Below are 18,636 nucleotides of genomic sequence, written 5' to 3' on the forward strand. Positions count from 1 at the left end.
GTCTCAGGCGCCTCCGGCGCCCGGCACCTTGTCGGTGACGCCCTCGTAGCCCACCGCGGCGGGGGCCGCCACCGGCGCGTAGACCTGACGCACCACACCCGTGGGGAACGTCTCCGACCGCAGCAGCCGCAGGTGCTGCACCCCGACCGCGTCCTCGCGCAGCAGCCGGTCTCCTGCGCCGACGAGCACCGGGTGGACCAGCAGGCGCAGCTCGTCCAGCAGCCCTGCCGCGAGGAGCTGGCGCACCACCGATATCGACCCGGCCACCAGCACCTTGCCGGGCGCGGCCTTCAACGCCGTGACCGCCTCGACCAGGTCGCCCGTCATCCGCTCCACGTTGCGCCAGCCCAGGTCCTGCGTGCCGCGCGTCACGACGACCTTGCGCACGTCACCCAGCTGGGCCGCGAACGCCGCATCCTCCTCCCCCGCGTCCTCACGCCCCGGCCAGGCACCCGCGAACGAGTCGTACGTGACCCGGCCCAGCAGCAGGACGTCCACGCCGTCGTAGTCCTCGGTGACCGCGGCGCCCATGTGCTCGTCGAAGTACGGGAAGTGCCACGCCGGGTCGATCTCCGCGACCCCGTCGAGCGAGATGAACAACGTCGAGACGATCGTCGCCACGGGTCCTCCGATCAGCGGCCACGCCTCTCGCGACCTGTGCCGACGCTACCGACCCGCACCCACGTCCACCCGCGGACCTCAGGTCGCCAGCGCGCGCACCTGGTCGATCGTGTCCGCCTCGGCCGCCGACTTGTCGTCGCGGTACCGCAGCACACGGGCGAACCGCAGCGCCACTCCTCCCGGATACCGACTGGACCGCTGGAGGCCGTCGAACGCGATCTCGACCACCTGCTCGGGGCGCAGCGTGACCGTCCAGCCATCGTCCGCGACCTCGAGCTCGCGGAACCGCGCGGTCTGCCACGCGAGCATCGCGTCGGTCATGCCCTTGAACGTCTTCCGGGGTCCAAGTTCACGAACGAAGAGAGGGGTCACTCGGCGGCGAGATCGGCTGCAAACTCGCCTGCGACCTTGATGGGCCGACGCCGCCACCACCAACCGTCGTTGTTCTCGATGCGGTAGAACCGGCCAATCGCCCGCCCGGCGTCGTCCAGGGTCGCTGCTCGGAAGCGAGCGTCGAGGGCCTTCAACTCCTCGGCTCGTGCATCTCGAACACGCTCGGTCAGCATCGGCCAGACGAGCGCGAGCCAGTCGCGACATGCCATGTCGTTGGTGTACTCGGCGACCATCTGGTCGTAGCCCTGCTCGACTTCTGCGACGAGGGAGGCCCAGGCCTCGAACATCTCATTCAGCGTGAACGCCTTGCGCCAACCCCGAGTGTGAAGTTCGCGGGATGCGCCATCGATCGACTCGTAGTCTTCGGCGGTCATCTCGCTCATATCGCGAACCTTGTCACGACCCGCTGGAGGGATCACCAAGGAACGACCGCAGGGTGTCGATCGTGTCGGCCCCGCCCGATGCCTTGTCATCCCGATAGCGGACGACGCGAGCGAACCGGAGCGCGACACCACCCGGATAGCGGCTCGACCGCTGGACGCCGTCGAACGCGATCTCGACGACTTGCTCCGGGCGGACGTAGACCACGTGACTCTCGCGGTGCGTCTCAAGTTCAAGGAAGCGCTTCGTCTGCCATGCCAGCATCTCGTCGGACATCCCTTTGAAGGTTTTTCCGACCATCGTCCAGCCGCTTTCGTAACTATCCTTCAAGGTCTTGCCCAGCATGACGAAGCCGCCCTGGCCGTCGCGGGCGCCCAGGTGGATGTTGGACAGCAGCCCGCCGCGCCGACCCGACCCCCGCTCCACCGCGAGCACCACCAGGTCGAGGGTGTGGCGCGGCTTGACCTTGACCCAGCCCGCGCCGCGCCGGCCCGCCTCGTACGGGGAGCCCGCCGCCTTGACGACCACGCCCTCGTGCCCGGCCGTGAGCACGGCGCGGGCGTGCGCCTCGGCCGCTGCCGGGTCCGCGGTCACGACGCGGTCGACGGTGAGGTCCGGGTGGGCGACGAGCAGCGCGTCCAGCGCGGCGATGCGCGCCGTCAGCGGTTCGTCGAGCAGGTCGGCGCCGTCCAGGTGCAGGCAGTCGAACAGGAACGGGCGCAGGCGGTGCGTGGCGGCCAGCTGGGCGTCACCGCTCGCCGCGCGCGCGGCGGTGTCCTGGAACGGCACGGGGCGGCCCGCGTCGTCGGTGACCAGCGCCTCGCCGTCCAGGACCAGCGTGCGCGCGGGGAGCGTGCGCACCACCGTGACGATCTCCGGGACGCGCGCCGTGATGTCGTCCAGGCTGCGGGTGAACACGCGCACGTCGTCGCCGTCGCGGTGCACCTGGATGCGGATGCCGTCGAGCTTGGCGTCGACGACCGCGGGGCCCGGACCGACCGCGGCGAGCGCGCCGGCCACGTCGGGTGCCGACTGCGCGAGCATGGGGCGCACGGGCCGGCCCACCTGCAGGCCGAATGCCGCGAGGCGCTCCAGCGCGTCCTCGGGACCGGCGGCAGCGAGCGCCGCCTGCGCCACGGGCTCGGTGGCGCCCGCGAGCATGGCCGCGCGCCGCACAGCCTCGGGTGGGACGCCCGCGGCCTGCGCGACCGCGTCCAGGAGCAACGCGTCGAGCGCACCCTGCCGCAGCTCGCCCGCGACGAGCCGCACCAGGAAGCGCTGCTCGTCGGACGTGGCGGCACCGAACAGCGCGGCCACCTCGGCGGCCCGCGCCGTGCCCGAGCCGGGGCCCGCGAGCGCGGACATGCGCTCGAACGCCGCATCGACCTCGCCCACGGTGAGGTGCGGCTCGTCGGCCGACGGGGGCAGGGTCTGCAGCGACCGCCAGCCGAGGCCCGTGCGTCGCTGCCGCAGCTCGCCGGCCAGGTGGCGCGCGACCACGGGCACGTCGTCCGGTCCGGTGCGGCGCAGCAGGTCCACCAGGAGCGCGCGCTTGGCCAGTCGCGAGCGGGTCGCCGCGACGGCGGTGGACGTGGCGACGACGTCGGCCAGGAGCATGCGGGCATCCTCCCGCCGACCTCCCACACGCGCACGGCCCGGCCCGCGGGACGTTGGTCGGTTGCCGGTGGTACGTGCGGGCGGTCGGCTGGAGGCATGCGCGCTCCCTCGCCCCGCCTCGTCGCCGCCCTGGCGGTCTCCGCCGGCGTCGCGCTCCTGCCGCTGGCCCGCACGTGGGGGTTGCAGTGGGGCGCGACCGAGGCCGAGCTCGACGCCCCGCTGCCGGGAGACGACATCGTGCCGTCGCCCGGCGTCGTCGCGACCCGGGGCATCACGATCGACGCGCCCGCCGAGCAGGTGTGGCCCTGGCTGGTGCAGCTCGGGCAGGGCCGCGGCGGGTTCTACTCCTACGACTGGCTGGAGAACCTCGTCGGGCTGGGGATCCACTCCGCGCAGCGCATCGAGCCGCGCTGGCAGGAGCTCGCACCGGGCGACGAGGTGCGCCTGGCCCGGTCCGCCGCGCTGGCCGTCACCGTCCTGGACCCGCCGCACGCGCTGGTGCTCACCGCACCCGACGCCACGTTCTCCTGGGCGTTCACGCTGCAGCCCGGCCGCTTCCGCACCACACGCCTCGTCGTGCGCGAGCGGTACGCGACGCCGCAGTGGTGGGCGGCACCCGTGAACGAGGTGGTCGGTGCGGTGAGCACCGTCATGTCCCGCCGCATGCTGATCGGTATCCGCCAGCGCGCGCAGGCCGCCGCGCACTGACTCCCGGTGACGGTGCGTTCACCGGAAGTCCCGCGAGCTCGACCGCACCCGCAGCGACAGCGGCGCCAGGTGCTCGGCCACCAGGTTCGTCGCCCCGTCCTGACGTTCCAGCAGCCCCCGCACGACGAGCGCCTTGCTGGTCCGGGCGGTGCGCCGGAACCGTTGCCACAGCCCGGGTGAGCACACCACGTTGAGCAGCCCCGTCTCGTCCTCGAGCGACAGGAACGTGACCCCGCCCGCGGTCCCCGGCCGCTGGCGGTGCGTGACCACGCCCGCGACCGCGATGCGCCGCCCCACCTCGTGCCGGAATGCGGCCTCGACGCGCAGCACGCCCGCGGCGTCCAGGCCGTCGCGGACGAACTGCGTCGGGTAGGAGTCCACCGAGACCCCGGTGGCCCACACGTCCGCGGTCGCGACCTCGACGTCGCTCAGGCCCGGGAGCGTCGGGGCCTGCACGCCGACGCTCACACCCGGCAGGGTCTGCGGCCCCTCCTGCGCGAGCGCGCCCGCGGCCCACAGCGCCTCACGCCGGGTGACGCCCAGCCCGTCGAGCGCACCGGCCGTGGCGAGCGCCTCGAGCTGGGCCGTGGTCAGCTGCACGCGCCGCACCAGGTCCCGCTGGTCGGCGAACGGCCCGCGCGCGGTGCGCTCGTCGACCAGGCGCTGCGCGAGCTCCTCCCCGATGCCGCGGACCGCGACGAGCCCGAGCCGCACCGCGAGCGAACGTCCCGCCCCGGCGGACGGTGCGGCGGACGCGTCCGACGAGGCCGCGCCCCGACCGGTGCGGACGCCCGGCCCCGGGGTCGGACCCGTGCCGCTGGGCTGCGGGACCAGCCGCGGCTCACCCCCCTCGGGCGGCGGGCCGGTCCGCTCGACGCACGCCTGGGCCCGCGAGCGCTGCACGTCCGGGCGCAGCACCTCGACCCCGTGCCGGCGTGCGTCGGCGGCCAGGCTCTGCGGGGAGTAGAAGCCCATGGGCTGCGCGGCGAGCAGGCCCGCGTAGAACGCCGCCGGGTGGTGCACCTTGAGCCACGCGCTCGCGTAGACCAGGTAGGCGAACGAGTACGCGTGCGACTCGGGGAACCCGAAGTCCGCGAACGCCTTGAGCTTGTCGAAGATCTGCTCGCCGATCTCCTGGCTGATGCCGTGCCCGGCCATGCCGCGCAGCAGCCGGTCCTTGAGCGCGAGCATGCGTTCGGTGGAGCGCTTGGAGCCCATCGCGCGGCGCAGCTGGTCGGCCTCCGCTGGGGTGAAGTCCGCGGCGTCGATGGCCATCTGCATGAGCTGCTCCTGGAACAGCGGGACGCCGAGCGTGCGCTCGAGCGCGGGCCGGAGCCGCTCGTGCAGGTACGTCACCTTCTGCCGGCCGTGCGCGCGCTCGATGTACGGGTGCACCGAGTTGCCCTGGATGGGGCCGGGCCGGATGAGCGCGACCTCGATCACGATGTCGTAGAACCGCCGGGGCTGCAGGCGCGGCAGCGTGCCCATCTGCGCGCGCGACTCCACCTGGAACACCCCGACCGTGTCCGCCGCGGACAGCAGGTCGTAGACCAGCGGGTCCTCCTGCGGCAGCGCGTGCAGGTCCAGGGCGGGTCCGCCGTGCTCGCCCACGAACCCGAACGCGATCCGCAGCGCCGTGAGCATGCCCAGCCCGAGCAGGTCGAACTTCACCAGCCCGGCGTCCGCGCAGTCCTCCTTGTCCCACTGCAGCACCGTGCGCCCGGGCATGCGCGCCCACTCCACGGGGCACACCTCGATCACCGGCCGGTCGCACATCACCATGCCGCCCGAGTGGATGCCCAGGTGACGCGGCAGGCGCAGGAACCGTTCGGCCAGGTCGATCACGTGCTCCGGGATCTCGCCCTCGTCGTCCGCGGACGGCGGCAGCCGGACCGGCACCACGTCGTGCCCGTCCGCGGTGGCCATGCCCGGCACCTCCTGCCCCTTGCGGGCCCGTGCGGGCGGCGCGGGCGTCACGGGACGTCCCGGGTCGGCGCCCCACATGTCCGCGCGCTGCGCCAGCCGCTCGTGGCGTGCGGTGGTCACGGGCCAGGGACCCGCGTGACCGTCGTGCGCGCGTGCGGGCCGGCCCGGTGCCGACGGCCCGGACGACGGGGACGACGAGCCCGACGACGACGCGGCCGACGGCGTCGGGGCGTCGCGCAGGCTCCCCCACCGCTCGATGGACTTGGCCCACGCGTCCTGCTGCCCCACGTCGTACCCCAGGGCCCGCGCCGCGTCACGCACCGCCGAACGCGGCCGGTAGGAGATCACGTTGGCCACCTGCGCGGCGTGCGTGCGCCCGTGCGTGGCGTAGACGTGCTGGATGACCTCCTCACGGCGCGCCGACTCGATGTCCACGTCGATGTCCGGCGGCCCGTCCCGCTCGGGGGCCAGGAACCGCTCGAACAGCAGCCCGTGGGCCACGGCGTCCACCGCGGTCACCCGCAGCGCGTAGCAGACCGCCGAGTTCGCGGCCGATCCCCGGCCCTGCGCCAGGATGCCGTTGCGGCGGCAGAACGCGACCAGGTCGTAGACCACCAGGAAGTAGCCTGCGAACCCGAGCTCGGTGATGACGCGCAGCTCGTGCTCGAGCTGCGCGTACGCACCGGGCACGCGCTCACGCTCGCGCGGCCCGTACAGCTCGAGCGCGCCCTGCCACACCAGCTCGCGCAGCCAGGACGCCTCGGTGTGCCCGTCCGGCACCGGGTACGGCGGCAGCGCGGGCGCCACCAGCGACAGGTCGAACGCGCACTGCGCCGCCAGGTCCGCCGCGGCGGTCACGGCCTGCGGGTACCGGCGGTGCCGCGCGAGCATCTCGTCGGCCGAGCGCAGGTGCGCACCTGCGGGCGCCAGCCAGCCGTCCAGGTCGTCGAGCGACGAGCGGGCGCGCACCGCCGCGAGCGCCGCCGCGAGGTCGGCGTCCCGCGGCGTGGCGTGGTGCGCGGCGGTCGTCGCGACGAGCGGCAGGCCCGCGTCCCGGGCGAGGGCCGCGAGCGCGTCGGACCGGTCGTCGTCGTACGCGTCCCCCGCGGCGGTCAGCTCGACCGCGACGTTGTCGCGCCCGAACAGCGCGACGAGCCGGTCCAGCTCACGTGCCGCGGCCTGCGGGCCGCCGGGGGCGACGGGCTGCACGCCCGACGGGTCGCCGCCGGCCAGCGCGCGGCGGACCGCGCCCTTGCGGCACCCCGTGAGCACCAGCCACTGACCCGCCGCGGTGGCCGCGAGGTCCTCGAGGTCGTACTCCGCGGCCCCCTTGCGCCCCGTGCGCAGGTGCCCCTCGGCGATCGCCCTCGACAGCGCGCGGTAGCCGTCCGGTCCCCGGGCCAGCACCAGCAGGTGCGTCGAGCGCGGGTCGGGCACGCCGGTGGGCTCGTCGAGCACGGGCGGGCCCGGTGGCGGCGCCGGCTCCCGGCCGTGCCGGCGCGCGGTCGGCGCCGGCAGGTGGAGCTCGGCCCCGAACACGGTCGGCAGGCCCACGCGCCGCGCGGCCTCGGCGAACCGCACCACCCCGTACAGGCCGTCGTGGTCGGTGACCGCGAGCGCCTCGAGGCCCAGGCGGGACGCCTCCGCCGCGAGCTCCTCGGGCTGGCTCGCGCCGTCGAGGAAGCTGAACGCCGAATGCGCGTGCAGCTCGGCGTACCGCGGGCCCCGGTCAGTCATAGCGGGCCTCGCACGTCCAGCGCGTCGGCGCGTGGTCCGCGGCACCGTGCGCGGCCAGGAGCGCCGCGGGCTCGTCGTCGAACGTGACCTGCACGTGCGCGGCGATCCCGTGCTGGACGTCTCCCGGCGCTGTCCCCGTCCACCAGCGTCCGGTCAGCGGCCACGGGCCCGCCCAGCCGACCACGCGCGCGCGGCGCGTCCGCCCGGGTCCCCACACCACCCAGGCGGGGGTCCCGCTCAGGGCGGCGCGCTCGTCCAGGAGCACGGGTGCGCCCGTGTCGTCGCGCACGTCCACCGGTTCGGGCTCGGGCAGGACCGTCGCGGGCGACGGCTGCGGCAGCCGGCCCGGCCAGGGCCGGTCGAGCGCGCGCACCGCGCTCACCTGCTCGCCCCACGGCTGCAGGTGCACCTGCTCGCGCACGTCCCGCCCGCCCTGGAGCGTCGCGGTGAGCAGCCCGCCACCCCCGACGATGCTCTGCACCCGGTCCAACGCGCGGTGCGCACGCAGGTCCCCGCCCGACGGCCCGCCCCAGAGCCTGCCCTGCTCGGCACCCGCGGGGGCGACGTCCAGCGCCGTGACGGACAGTCGCACCAGGGTGACGGCCCGCACGTCGTCGTCCGGCACGTGCTCGGGCTGCAGCCACGCGTCGGATGCCGCGGACGTCGGGTCCACGGCGCCCGCGACCCGCGAGCGGCGCGCGTCGAGCCGGTGCGCGCGGGCGGTGGTGAGCGCCGTGCTGGTCAGCCAGCTCTCGAGCTGCCAGCGGATGCGGTCGGTGATGCGCGCCGGCGTCAGGCCACCCCAGCCGCCCAGGTCCGTGCGCCACGTCCGCACCAGGTCCGCGCCCTCGTCGGTGCGCGCCGCGATCTCCAGCCGGCCGCACGTCAGCCCCTGCTCCAGGAGCATCGCGTGCAGGTCCTCGGCGAGCCGCCGCCCGGCGAACGTCGCGGTGTCCACGCGCTCGACCGGCGGGTCCAGCTCGGTGCTCACCTCCAGGTCCGCCTCGGGCCGACGGCGCGCGGGCGGGCGCTCGTCGTCCCCGCGCGCGAGCAGGTGCGCCCAGGCGCCGAGCCGGCCGAACCGCGCGTGCACGTCGGCGGCGGGCAGCGCGACGAGCTGCCCCAGCGTGCGCAGCCCCAGGCGGCCCAGCAGCCCCACGAGCTCGTCGACCTGCCGCGCCGCCTCGTCGGTGACCGCGGCGAAGCCCAGCTCCGTCAGCGGCCGCCCCGCCAGGTAGGCCGCGGACGTGCCGGGCGGGACGGCGGCACCCGTCCGGGCGGCGACGACCGCCGCGAGCAGCCCGTCGGCCGTGCCGACCGCGCACTCGTGCCCCGTGCCGCGCGCCACGGCCTCGACCAGCAGCTCCGCGAGCGCGTCCTCCGAGCCGTGGTACCGCGCCGCGCCGCCCGCGGGCAGCAGGAGCAGGCCAGGGCGGACCACCTCGACACCGGCGACCACCGTCTCCGCCGCGGCCGCGACGGGCTCGAACAGCCGGACGTCACGCGCGTCGTCGGCGGGCAGCGGCACCAGCTCGGGGCAGCAGCCCTGTGCCTGCCGCCGTCGCATGCCGCGCCGCACCCCCTCGACGCGCGCGAGCTCGTTGGCCGCGGTCACACGCTGCCCCACGAGCACCGCCGCGGGCAGATGCGCGGGGACCTCGTGCGCGGTGCTCGCCGCGACCACCGGCCAGTCCGGCACCCACAGCACGGTGGTGCGCGTGCTCATCCGACGAGCCTGAGCTCGGGCCGCGCGGCGACGACGGGCACCGCCGGGGTGCCCCTGCGCGCGGGATCGACCGGGTGCCCGGCCGGGGCGGTCAGCGGCAGGTCCACCTCGAGCGTCAGCGGGACGGCCGCGCCGCGCCGGCCGGTGCGGACCACGTTCACCCGGCGCGTGCGCAGCCGGCCCTCGCCGTCCCCCAGCCCGCTCCAGCCGCCGTGACCGCCCACGGGGCCCGCGGTCAGGACCACGTCCGCACCGGGCCAGGCGACCGTCGCGAGCAGCACCGCACCGCGTTCGCGTGCGCGCGCGGACAGCCGACGCCGGTCCGCATCGGTCAGCGTGGTGTGCGGGCCCACGACCACGACGTCCATGCCGTCCACGAGCGCCCCGAGCACGAGCGCGGCATCGGCCCCCGGGCTGGGGACCACGACCAGTCGCGACAGCTCGACCCCCGACTCCGCGGCCGCGAGCAGGCCGAGCGCGGGCTGCCCGACGACGGCCGCCCACGCACCGCTCGCGCTCGCCCCGGCCAGCACCGCCATCGCGAGCGACGTGGAGCCGACCACCGCCGTGGTGGCGCCGCGACGCAGGCCGTCGGGCAGCAGCGGCACCAGGGCGGGCGGCACGGGCAGCGGGGGCCGCTCGGTGGTGAGCAGCGCGGTGGGCAGCGCGTCCGGTCCGGGGCGCTCCGGCGCCGGGCGGTCGAGCACCAGGTCATCGGGCACGGGAGTCGCGGACACCGGAGCCTCGGACACCGAAGGCTCCGGCACCGGAGGCTCCGACACCTCGACGAGGGTCGGCTCGCCTCCCTGGCGCGGCACCCTGGGCCGCGGCGACTCAGACCACCGCACCTCGGGCCGCCTCGCCTCGGCCCCGCGCGCCTCGACGTGCTGCCCCTCGGGCTGCTGCGCCTCGGCGCGCTGCAGGTGGACGCTGCGCGCACCGGTGCGGAGCTCGGCGTGCGCCAGGGCGAGCCGGGCACGCGCCACCCGCTCCTCCCGCGTCAGCACCTCGACCGCCATGCCCGCCCCTGTGTCCGACTCCAGCCCCGGAGGGCTCATCTGCGCGGACGCCTCTGACCTGCGGCGATGCTCTGGCCGACACCGAGAGAGACGTCATGTTCGAACGTCTGTTCGACATCTCTAGTACACGCTCCGCATCGCGTGATGTCAACCTGCCGTCCGCTCGCAGCGCGCCCACCCGACCCGCCCGGCGTCGTCGACCGGGACCAACGGCCACCCGTCGCGCGCGGCCTACGGCGTATGGTTTGACAGATTCATCAAGCCGTCAGGCGTCTCCCTGGAGTCCCCCGTGCCCCTGCGCGCCCACGGCGTCGACCGCCCCCTGGCCGACGTCAAGGCCGACCTGTTCAAGGCCCTCGCCCACCCCGTGCGGGTCCGCACGCTCGAGCTGCTGGTCGAGCGCGACCGGCAGGTCGCCGAGCTGCTGACCGAGCTCGGGCTCGAGGCCTCTCACCTGTCCCAGCACCTCGGGGTGCTCCGCCGCGCCGGCGTGGTGACCGCACGCCGCACGGGCAACGCCGTGCACTACGCGCTGGCCCAGCCCGCGGTCGCGGACATGCTCGCGGCCGCGCGCGCCGTGCTCGTCGACGCCGCCGCCCGCCGGCACGACCTGCTCGCGGAGGACCCGGCATGAGCACCGCGGACCCGGACGGACCGGCCCCGCGCGTCACCAGCGCGGCACGCGCGCACCCCGGCGCGCTGCTCGTCGCGGCCCGCCGCCGCTTCACCGCGCTGGCACCCCGGCGCGACGACTACACGGGCCTGGCCCGGTCCTGGCGGCGAGACCTGCTCGCGGGCCTGACGGTCGCGATCGTCGCCCTGCCGCTCGCGCTCGGCTTCGGCGTGTCGTCCGGGCTCGGCGCCGCGGCAGGCCTCGTGACGGCCGTCGTCGCGGGTGCGGTCGCGGCCGTGCTCGGCGGCTCCCACCTGCAGGTCAGCGGACCGACGGGCGCCATGACGGTGGTGCTGCTGCCCGTGGTCGCGCGGTTCGGCCCGGAGTCGGTGCCCGTCGTGGCGATCATGGCGGGCGGGATCGTCGTGCTTGCGGGCGTGCTGGGGCTGGGCAGGCTCGTCGCCTACATCCCGTGGCCCGTGGTCGAGGGGTTCACGGTCGGCATCGGCGTGGTCATCGCGCTCCAGCAGGTCCCGCTGGCCCTCGGCACGCCTGCCGCGCACGGCACCAACGCCGCGCTCGTCGCGGCCCGCACGCTGACGGCGGTCGACTGGTCCGCGGCCGTGGCGCCGCTCGCGCTCGTCGCGCTGTCGGTCGCCCTGCTGGTCGTGCTGCCGCGGGTCCGGCGCGGCCTGCCCGCCTCGCTCGTCGCGGTCGTCGTCGCGACGCTCGTCGCCGAGCTCGCGCACCTGGACGTGGACCGCATCGGCGCGCTGCCCCGCTCGCTGCCCGCGCCGCACGTGCCGGTGATCGACGCGACCACCACCAGCGTGCTCTTCTCGTCCGCGCTCGCCGTGGCGGCGCTCGCGGCGCTCGAGTCGCTGCTGTCCGCGCACGTGGCCGACGGCATGGCCGACGACCTGCCGCGCACGCGCCCCAACCGTGAGCTGGTGGGCCAGGGCCTGGCGAACGTCGCCTCGGGCCTGTTCGGCGGCCTGCCCGCGACGGGCGCGATCGCGCGCACCGCGGTCAACGTGCGCTCGGGCGCCCGGACCCGCCTCGCGGCGCTCAGCCACGCCGCGGTGCTGGCCGGCGTCGTGTACCTGGCCGCGTCGTGGGTGGGTCGCATCCCGCTCGCGGCCCTGGCCGCCGTGCTGCTCGTCACCGCGGCGCGCATGGTCGACGTGTCCACCGCCGCGGCCATCTGCCGCTCGGGCCGGTCCGGCGCGACCGTCTTCGTCGCGACGCTCGTCGTGACCGTGGTGTTCGACCTGGTGCTGGCCGTGGAGGTGGGCGTGGCGGTCGCCGCGGTGCTCGCGCTGCGCGCGGTCGCGCGTGCGAGCGGCCTGCACCGTGAGGACGCCCCCGACGAGGTGGTGCACGCCGACGACGAGCGCGTGCTGCTGCACGAGCACATCGCGGTGTACCGGATCGACGGTGCGCTGTTCTTCGCGGACGTGCGGCGGTTCCTCGACGAGATCGCGCTGGTCAGCGACGTGCGCGTGGTGGTGCTGCGCCTGTCCAGCGTGAGCGTGCTGGACACCAGCGGCGCGCACGCGCTCGCGCAGATCGTCGCGGACCTGCAGCACCGCGGGATCGTCGTGCTGCTCAAGGGGCTGCGGCCGCAGCACCGCCGCGTCGTGGAGTCGGTGGGTGTGCTCGACGTGCTCGCGCACGAGCACCACCTGTTCGACGACCTCGACGAGGCGCTCGCGCACGCCCGCTCGCACGTGCGCCGCGAGCGGGCCACGATGGGCGCTGCCGCCAGTCCGGGCACCGGCCCGGGCCCGACGAAGCCGGAGGAGCCGTGACCTCGATCATCCGTCCCGTCGCACCGGACCCGTACGGCCTGCTGCCTCAGGTCCCGTCGTTCGACGTCACCAGCACCGACTGGACGCACGGCGCGCCCGTGCCGGACGTGCACACCAACACCGACGCCGGCCGGAACGTGTCCCCTCAGGTCTCCTGGTCGGGCTTCCCGCGCGAGACGGCGGGCTTCGCGGTCAGCGTGTTCGACCCGGATGCGCCCGGCGTCGCGGGCTGGTTCCACTGGACCGTCCTGGGCCTGGGGTCGGACGTGACGTCGCTCGCATCCGGCGCGGGCTCACCCGACGGCGCCGGGCTGCCCGCGGGCGCGTTCCAGCTCCGCAACGACGACGCCACGGTCGGCTACATCGGCTGCGCACCTCCCCCGGGCGACCAGGTCCACCGCTACTTCCTGGCCGTGCACGCTCTCGACTCAGCGGACCTGGGGCTCTCGCCCGACTCCCCGCCCGGCGCGGTGAGCTGTGCTCTGGTGTTCCACACGCTGGCCCGCGGCGTGCTGGTCGGCACGTACCAGCGCTGAGCCGCGGTGGGTACGCTGCGCGGCGTGACGCTGGGGACGCTGACCTGGGAGCCCGCGCTCGACCACCTGGACCTGGTGGCCTCGAGCACCGCACGTGCGCTGACCGCCTGGGCGGAGCACGACGACGAGGTCGCGCGCGCCGTGCTCGTCACGTCGATCGACCCGGACCTCGCGGACACGGCCGCGCTCACCGCGGCGTTCGCGCTGCCGCCGTCCGCGTCGGTCAACTGCGTCCTGGTCGCGGGCCGGCGTGAGGGCACCGAACGCATCGCGGCCGCCGCGGTGCGCGCGACCACGCGCGCCGACGTCAACAACGCCGTCAAGCGCCTGCTCGACGTGCGCAAGGCATCCTTCCTGCCGATGGACCGCGCGACCGCCGAGTCGGGCATGGAGTACGGCGGCATCACGCCCGTCGGCCTGCCGGACGGCTACCGCGTCCTGGTCGACGCGCGCGTCGCGGAACCCGACGAGTCGGGTGGCCTGGTGGTGATCGGCAGCGGCCTGCGCCGGTCCAAGATCGCGCTCCCGGGCACCCTGCTGGCGCGTCTGCCCGGCGCGGAGGTCGTCGAGGGTCTCGCCCTGGCTTGACGCTGGTCGGGGTCCGCTTTGACCGGTCGTTGACCCCTCGATGGAGCGCTCTCGACCTCGTCGGCAGACCGCCGCGAATCGGGCGGTGACACGTGTCCGAACCGGGACCGACGTCCCGTCAGGAGCGCCGCGCGCCAGCCGAACATCAGGACATGGACACGCTCCTGGCAGACCCGCACGACGAGGTTCTGGTCGCCACCGTCACGACCTTCCTCGCCGCCTCCTCCGCGCTCGACGACGACTTCCCGCCCTTCTGGGACTGACGCGCCCCACCCCCGCGCGCGGCCCCCAGGCGGGGGTCAGCCGACCCGCGTCGCCCAGAACGCCACGGCCCCCGCGGCCGCGACGTTGAGCGAGTCGACCCCGCCCGCCATGGGGATACGCACGACGAGGTCGCACGCCGCGATCGTCGCGTCCTTCAGCCCGTCGCCCTCGGCGCCGAGCACCACCGCGAGCCGCTCCGGCGGGTCCGCGACCAGCTCGTCGAGCGTGATCGCGTCGTCGGACAGCGCGAGCGCCGCGGTCACGAACCCGGCCTCGCGCAGCGCGTCCACCCCACCGGGCCACGGGTCGATCCGCGTCCACGGCACCTGGAACACCGTGCCCATCGAGACGCGCACCGACCGCCGGTAGAGCGGGTCAGCGCAGCGCGGCGTGACCAGCACGGCGTCGACGCCGAGCGCGGCGGCCGAGCGGAACGCGGCGCCGACGTTGGTGTGGTCCACCACGTCCTCGAGGACCGCGACGCGCCGCGCCCCGGCCAGGACGTCGGACAGCGCGGGAAGCGCGGGTCGGTGCATCGCCGCCAGCGCACCCCGGTGCACGTGGAAGCCGGTGATCTGCTCGAGCACGGCCTCGTCGGCCACGAAGAGCGGCACCACGGCGTCGTCGTCGACCGTCTGCATCATGCGCTCGAGGTCCGCGACCCACCGGGGGGCCAGCAGCACCGAGCGCGGGCGGTGCCCGGCGCGCAGCGCGCGCTCCAGCACCGTCGAGGACTCCGCGATGTAGAGGCCCTTGGCGGGCTCGTGCCGCGAGCGCAGCGCGACGTCGGTCAGCGAGACGTAGTCGGCCAGGCGCGGGTCGGACGGGTCGGTCACGGGGATCAGGTCGAGGCGCGGCACGCGCGCCATGATCCCAGGACCGCGTGCCGCCTCAGCCCAGCGTGACGGCCGCGGGCGATCCCGTGACGGCGAACGTCGCGGTCCGGTCCCCCGCGTGCACCTGGTAGTCGCCGCGCCACCCGCGCACGGTCACGCGGCCCGCGCCGTCCGTGCGCATCGTCGTGGGCGCGTGCCACCACTGGCCCCGGACCAGGTCGCGCAGCGCGTCGTACGCGGGCTTGGTGGTCCCGTCGGTACGGACCAGGCCCGCGGGCGCGCCCAGCCACGCACCCTCGTCGGCCAGGCCCCAGTACGTGATCGCCTTCACCGCGGGGTGCTCGGCGAGCAGCGTGTAGTGCGCGACGATCTCGGCCGCCTGCCGCTCCTCGCCCTGCGGCGTCGACGGCCACGAGTCGACCCGGTGGTCGTTGAGGTCGACGATCTCCTTCGGCATGAGCTCACCGGAGACGAGCGTCGTCTCGGTCAGGTGCAGCGGCAGGCCGAACCGGGAGAACCGCTCGAGCACACGGTGCGTCTTGTCCACGCCCCACCAGCCCTGGTGCATGTGGCTCTGCAGCCCGAGCGCGTCGACGTGGATCCCGGCGGCGAGCACGTCCTCGACCAGGTGCTCGTACGCCGGCGACATGTCGAAGTCGTTGAGCAGCAGCGTCGCGCGCGGGTTGGCGGCGCGTGCCGTCTCGAACGCGAGCCGGACGGTCTCCACGCGGCCCTTGTGCCGGGCCAGGGGCGTGATCGCGTTCTCCTCGGCGGTGAACACGGGCATGATCACCACCTCGTTGATGGCGTCCCACGTGTCGATCAACCCCACGAAGTCGGTGACGTCACGCGTGATGCGCTCGCGCTGGATCCGCTCCACCTCCTCGAGCGGGCGGCCCAGGAGCCACTGCGGGGCGAGCGTGTGCCACATCAGCGGATGCCCCTTGACCCGCACGCCGCGCTCGACGAACCAGCGGGCCGCGGCCCGCAGCCGCGCGGTGTCCGGGCGGCCCTCCTCGGGCTCGAAGCCGCGCCAGTAGAACGGCAGCGTCGCGGTGTCGAACAGGTCCAGCCACAGTTCCTCGAGCCGGCGTGCACCGGTGGGCGACGCACCCCCGAACGCGGGTTCGGGGGTGTCGTCACCGTCGTGGTTGGCGAGTCCGACGAAGTCGAAGCCCGTGCACCCGAACGCGAACGCGTGCCGCGTCTGGGCGACCGTGACGTCCTGGTCGGCGAGCGGTGCGCCGTGGGCGTCGTGCACGGTCAGGACCGTCTCGACGGTGCGCTGGGCGAGGCCGGTGCTGCTCGACATGGGTCTCCTTCGCGGTGCGGCGCGCCGGGCCCGGACGCCGTGGAGAACGTTATCGAACTCGGGCGGCACGTCCGCCCACCAGCGCCGCGACGCCGCCGAGCGCGGCCGCGACCGGCACCACCAGGAACGCGTCGTGCATGCCGAACGCGTCCGCGAGCGCACCCAGCAGGAACGGCGCGACACCGATCGCCAGGCCGCCCGCAAGCGTCGCGCGGGACTGCGCGACGTCCTGCGCGTCGGGCGCGGTCGCGAGCAGCAGAGCGATGGACAACGGGTACTGCGCGCCGTAGCCGAACCCCGCGACCACGAGCCCGACCACCGCGACCGCGGGCGTGCTCGCGGTCCACAGCACGGCCCACCCCAGGATCGCGACGACGAACGAGCCGGCCAGCAGCAGCGCGGGCCGCACGCGCAGCGACAAGGGGCCGACGAGGAAGCGCACCGCGGACATGCCCGCGAGCAGCCCCGCCGTCGTCGCGGTCGCGATCCCGGCGCCCGCACCCGTCTGCTCACGCACCAGGTCCGTGGACCAGTACGTCGTCGCGTTCTCGAGCGCGATCGCGGCGATCACGGCCACCAGGAAGAACCACCCCGCGGGGCTCGTGCGGTGCCGGACGGGAGGATGGTGCAGCTCGACCACCGCGACCGCGAGCGCCTCGACCGAGCCCAGCACCGGGGCCACGCCGTCGGGCGCCGTCGGGGGCTCGTACGGCACCGCGGGGCTCGTCGTCGGCGCCTCCGCTGCCGTCCCGGGCGTCGCCGCGGGTGTCATCGCCCCGCCGGGGCGGATGCGGGACGTGAACCACCACGTCGCGCCCGCCAGCAGGACCGTGACCGCGACCGCGGGCCGCCAGCCCCACCCGATCGCGACGCTCGCGCCGACGGCGAGCGGACCGACCAGCCCCACGCTGGACCCCACGCCGTTCGCCTCGGTCACCGCGGCCGACGCGGCAGGACCGTGGTGCAGCGCGAGCCCGGGCTGGGCCGACGAGATCGCGACGTTGCCGCCCAGCGACAGCACCAGCATCGCGGGCAGGCTCACCGCGAGCGACGGTGCCAGGACCAGCGCGAGCACCCCGAGCGCGACGAGTGCGAGCGAGACCTGCAGGGCCGCCCGCCGGCCGCGCCGCGTGACGAGCCGGGGCGTGAGCCCCGCGGCGACCACCGCACCCGCGGCCATGGCCGTGCCGTGCAGACCGGCCTGCGCGGCGGTGATGCCGAACTCGTCGGCCAGCAGCGACACGCTCGGGTTGAAGCTGTAGAGGAGCCACCCCCACGTCACGAAGCAGCCGTAGAAGGTCAGGGTCAGCCGGTCGCGGCGCACCGCACGAGGATACGGGCGCGCGGACGCGGCACCCCGGGACCTGCCGGTCGCGGCTCGCGGCGCAGCAGGAGGGGCGGGGCGCCGTTCGCGCACCCCGCCCCTCGTGAAGCGTGCGTGCTCAGGCCGAGCAGGTGGCCGTGAGCGCGCCCGGCGTCCCCGAGCCGATGAAGCCGACGTTGGCGGACGCTCCAGCACCCAGCGACGCGTTCCAGGCCGCCGGGCTGATGGTGCTCCCGGACAGCGTCCCGCCCCAGATCTGGCTGATCGTCGCGCCGCCCACCTGCACGGACCACGAGCGGATGGGCGCGGAGCCCGCCGTGACCACGACGTCGCCGATGTAGCCGCCGGGCCACGTGCTGGAGACCTTCACGGTCGCGGTGCACGCACCGCCGGGCTGCGTCGTCGGACCGGACGTCGGCCCGCTCGTCGGCTCAGAGGTGGGCTCCGAGGTGGGCTCGGTGGTGGGCTCGGTCGTGGGTTCGGTGGTGGGCTCGCTCGTCGGCTCCGTGGTCGGTTCGGTGCCGCCGCCGATCATGATGTCCGAGCACAGGTAGTACGACTGGTCGAGGTGGCTGGCCTGCCAGATCGTGTAGAGCACGGCGCGCCCGCTGCGCCCCGGGAGGTCGATGTCGGTCTGGTACAGGCCCGTGGTCGGGTAGCGACCGGTCGTCTTCAGCAGCTCGAGGTCCGACCACGCGAGCGCTTTGGTCGTCGGGTCGTACCCCGGCTTGCTCACGTAGACCTTGAGGTAGTCGGCGCCGTGCTTCGCGCTGTCGGTGAGCGTCAGCGTGAAGCTGTTCGGCACGCTCGTCGTCGTCCACCGTCCGGGCGTGTCGAGCGAGCCGTAGCGGCCGTCGAAAGTTCGGCCGGCGCTGCACAGCTGGCCGTCCGGGATCGCAGCCTCGTGGTTGCCCGCGACGCCCTCACGGAACAGGCCGTTCCAGTTCCACATGGTGTTGGGGTCGGCCTGGAACGCCGCCCAGCACATGGGGTCTTCGTCGGCCATCTCGGGGTTGAGGTGGTCGGAGCCCCACCGCAGCCAGCAGCCGTAGTTGCGGCTCGCGGGGTCGGTCACCGAACCGTGCGCGCTCGCGCCGGGCGCCGCGAGCGTCGTGACGCCGAGCGCGACCACGATCGCGACGGGCAGTGCGAGCGCGATCCGGCGCAGCCGCCGCAGCGGCCCTGTCCGGTCGGGAGAACGTCGCATGGTTCCTCCTGGAGGTC

At 75.2% G+C, this 18,636-nt stretch carries 15 protein-coding genes and 1 pseudogene; 5 read left to right on the plus strand and 11 right to left on the minus strand.

Annotation, left to right across the window (positions count from 1 at the left end; translation table 11 throughout):
* Positions 1 to 3: 3 nt before the first annotated feature.
* The 4 genes and pseudogenes from CELGI_RS09455 to CELGI_RS09470 form a co-directional block, all read right to left on the minus strand.
* Positions 4 to 621, minus strand: coding sequence for a dihydrofolate reductase family protein (locus CELGI_RS09455; RefSeq protein WP_013883898.1), 618 nt, complete (start codon positions 619 to 621; stop codon positions 4 to 6).
* Positions 622 to 699: 78 nt separating this feature from the next.
* Positions 700 to 981: pseudogene (locus CELGI_RS16910) on the minus strand (ATP dependent DNA ligase); the annotation flags it as partial.
* Positions 982 to 989: 8 nt separating this feature from the next.
* Positions 990 to 1,397 carry a hypothetical protein gene (locus tag CELGI_RS16915; RefSeq protein WP_013883899.1) on the minus strand — a complete coding sequence of 136 codons (408 nt, stop codon included), beginning with the start codon at positions 1,395 to 1,397 and terminating at the stop codon, positions 990 to 992.
* 13 nt (positions 1,398 to 1,410) lie between these two features.
* Complete coding sequence (locus CELGI_RS09470; RefSeq protein WP_013883900.1) at positions 1,411 to 3,012, minus strand: ATP-dependent DNA ligase; 1,602 nt, start codon at positions 3,010 to 3,012, stop codon at positions 1,411 to 1,413.
* A 96-nt stretch (positions 3,013 to 3,108) separates the two neighbouring features.
* Between CELGI_RS09470 and CELGI_RS09475 the strand changes: the two genes are divergently transcribed.
* Positions 3,109 to 3,720 carry a hypothetical protein gene (locus CELGI_RS09475; protein ID WP_013883901.1) on the plus strand — a complete coding sequence of 204 codons (612 nt, stop codon included), beginning with the start codon at positions 3,109 to 3,111 and terminating at the stop codon, positions 3,718 to 3,720.
* Between the two features lie 18 nt (positions 3,721 to 3,738).
* On the opposite strand, the gene CELGI_RS09480 is transcribed toward CELGI_RS09475, so the two are convergent.
* Genes CELGI_RS09480 through CELGI_RS16520 form a run of 3 tightly spaced genes read right to left on the minus strand, consistent with a single transcriptional unit; the run spans position 3,739 to position 10,128 of the window.
* Positions 3,739 to 7,383, minus strand: a complete 3,645-nt coding sequence (locus CELGI_RS09480) for a PHP domain-containing protein (RefSeq protein ID WP_013883902.1) — start codon at positions 7,381 to 7,383, stop codon at positions 3,739 to 3,741.
* The gene (locus CELGI_RS09485; protein WP_013883903.1) at positions 7,376 to 9,109 is read right to left on the minus strand and encodes a DNA polymerase Y family protein; all 1,734 of its coding nucleotides are present in this window, start codon (positions 9,107 to 9,109) and stop codon (positions 7,376 to 7,378) included. Before CELGI_RS09485 ends, CELGI_RS09480 begins: the two co-directional genes overlap by 8 nt.
* Positions 9,106 to 10,128, minus strand: a complete 1,023-nt coding sequence (locus tag CELGI_RS16520) for a hypothetical protein (protein ID WP_081465356.1) — start codon at positions 10,126 to 10,128, stop codon at positions 9,106 to 9,108. Before CELGI_RS16520 ends, CELGI_RS09485 begins: the two co-directional genes overlap by 4 nt.
* Before the next feature lie 289 nt (positions 10,129 to 10,417).
* On the opposite strand from CELGI_RS16520, the gene CELGI_RS09495 reads away from it, so the two are divergent.
* From CELGI_RS09495 to CELGI_RS09510, 4 genes are read left to right on the plus strand one after another with little or no spacing between them, the layout of a single operon-like run.
* Entirely contained in the window at positions 10,418 to 10,762 is a 345-nt protein-coding gene (locus CELGI_RS09495) for an ArsR/SmtB family transcription factor (protein WP_013883905.1), read from the plus strand.
* The gene (locus CELGI_RS09500) at positions 10,759 to 12,552 is read left to right on the plus strand and encodes a SulP family inorganic anion transporter (protein ID WP_013883906.1); all 1,794 of its coding nucleotides are present in this window, start codon (positions 10,759 to 10,761) and stop codon (positions 12,550 to 12,552) included. The genes CELGI_RS09495 and CELGI_RS09500 overlap by 4 nt, the downstream gene beginning before the upstream one ends.
* Entirely contained in the window at positions 12,549 to 13,088 is a 540-nt protein-coding gene (locus tag CELGI_RS09505; RefSeq protein ID WP_013883907.1) for a YbhB/YbcL family Raf kinase inhibitor-like protein, read from the plus strand. The genes CELGI_RS09500 and CELGI_RS09505 overlap by 4 nt, the downstream gene beginning before the upstream one ends.
* 24 nt (positions 13,089 to 13,112) lie before the next feature.
* On the plus strand, positions 13,113 to 13,676 hold the full coding sequence (locus CELGI_RS09510) for a YbaK/EbsC family protein (protein ID WP_245528082.1): 564 nt from the start codon (positions 13,113 to 13,115) through the stop codon (positions 13,674 to 13,676).
* A gap of 299 nt (positions 13,677 to 13,975) precedes the next feature.
* Here CELGI_RS09510 and CELGI_RS09515 read toward each other — a convergent pair whose 3' ends face one another.
* From CELGI_RS09515 to CELGI_RS09530, 4 genes are read right to left on the minus strand one after another with little or no spacing between them, the layout of a single operon-like run.
* Positions 13,976 to 14,809: a TrmH family RNA methyltransferase gene (locus CELGI_RS09515; protein WP_013883910.1), complete on the minus strand. Its 834-nt coding sequence runs from the start codon at positions 14,807 to 14,809 to the stop codon at positions 13,976 to 13,978.
* A 22-nt stretch (positions 14,810 to 14,831) separates the two neighbouring features.
* Entirely contained in the window at positions 14,832 to 16,088 is a 1,257-nt protein-coding gene (locus CELGI_RS09520) for an endo-1,4-beta-xylanase (RefSeq protein ID WP_013883911.1), read from the minus strand.
* A 49-nt stretch (positions 16,089 to 16,137) separates the two neighbouring features.
* A complete protein-coding gene (locus tag CELGI_RS09525; protein ID WP_407636792.1) occupies positions 16,138 to 17,607 on the minus strand; it encodes an MFS transporter in 1,470 nt (489 codons plus the stop codon).
* Positions 17,531 to 18,619, minus strand: a complete 1,089-nt coding sequence (locus CELGI_RS09530; RefSeq protein WP_013883913.1) for a lytic polysaccharide monooxygenase auxiliary activity family 9 protein — start codon at positions 18,617 to 18,619, stop codon at positions 17,531 to 17,533. The genes CELGI_RS09525 and CELGI_RS09530 overlap by 77 nt, the downstream gene beginning before the upstream one ends.
* Between the last annotated feature and the right edge of the window lie 17 nt (positions 18,620 to 18,636).

The organism is Cellulomonas gilvus ATCC 13127 (assembly GCF_000218545.1).
GTDB classification, from domain to species: Bacteria; Actinomycetota; Actinomycetes; order Actinomycetales; family Cellulomonadaceae; genus Cellulomonas; species Cellulomonas gilvus.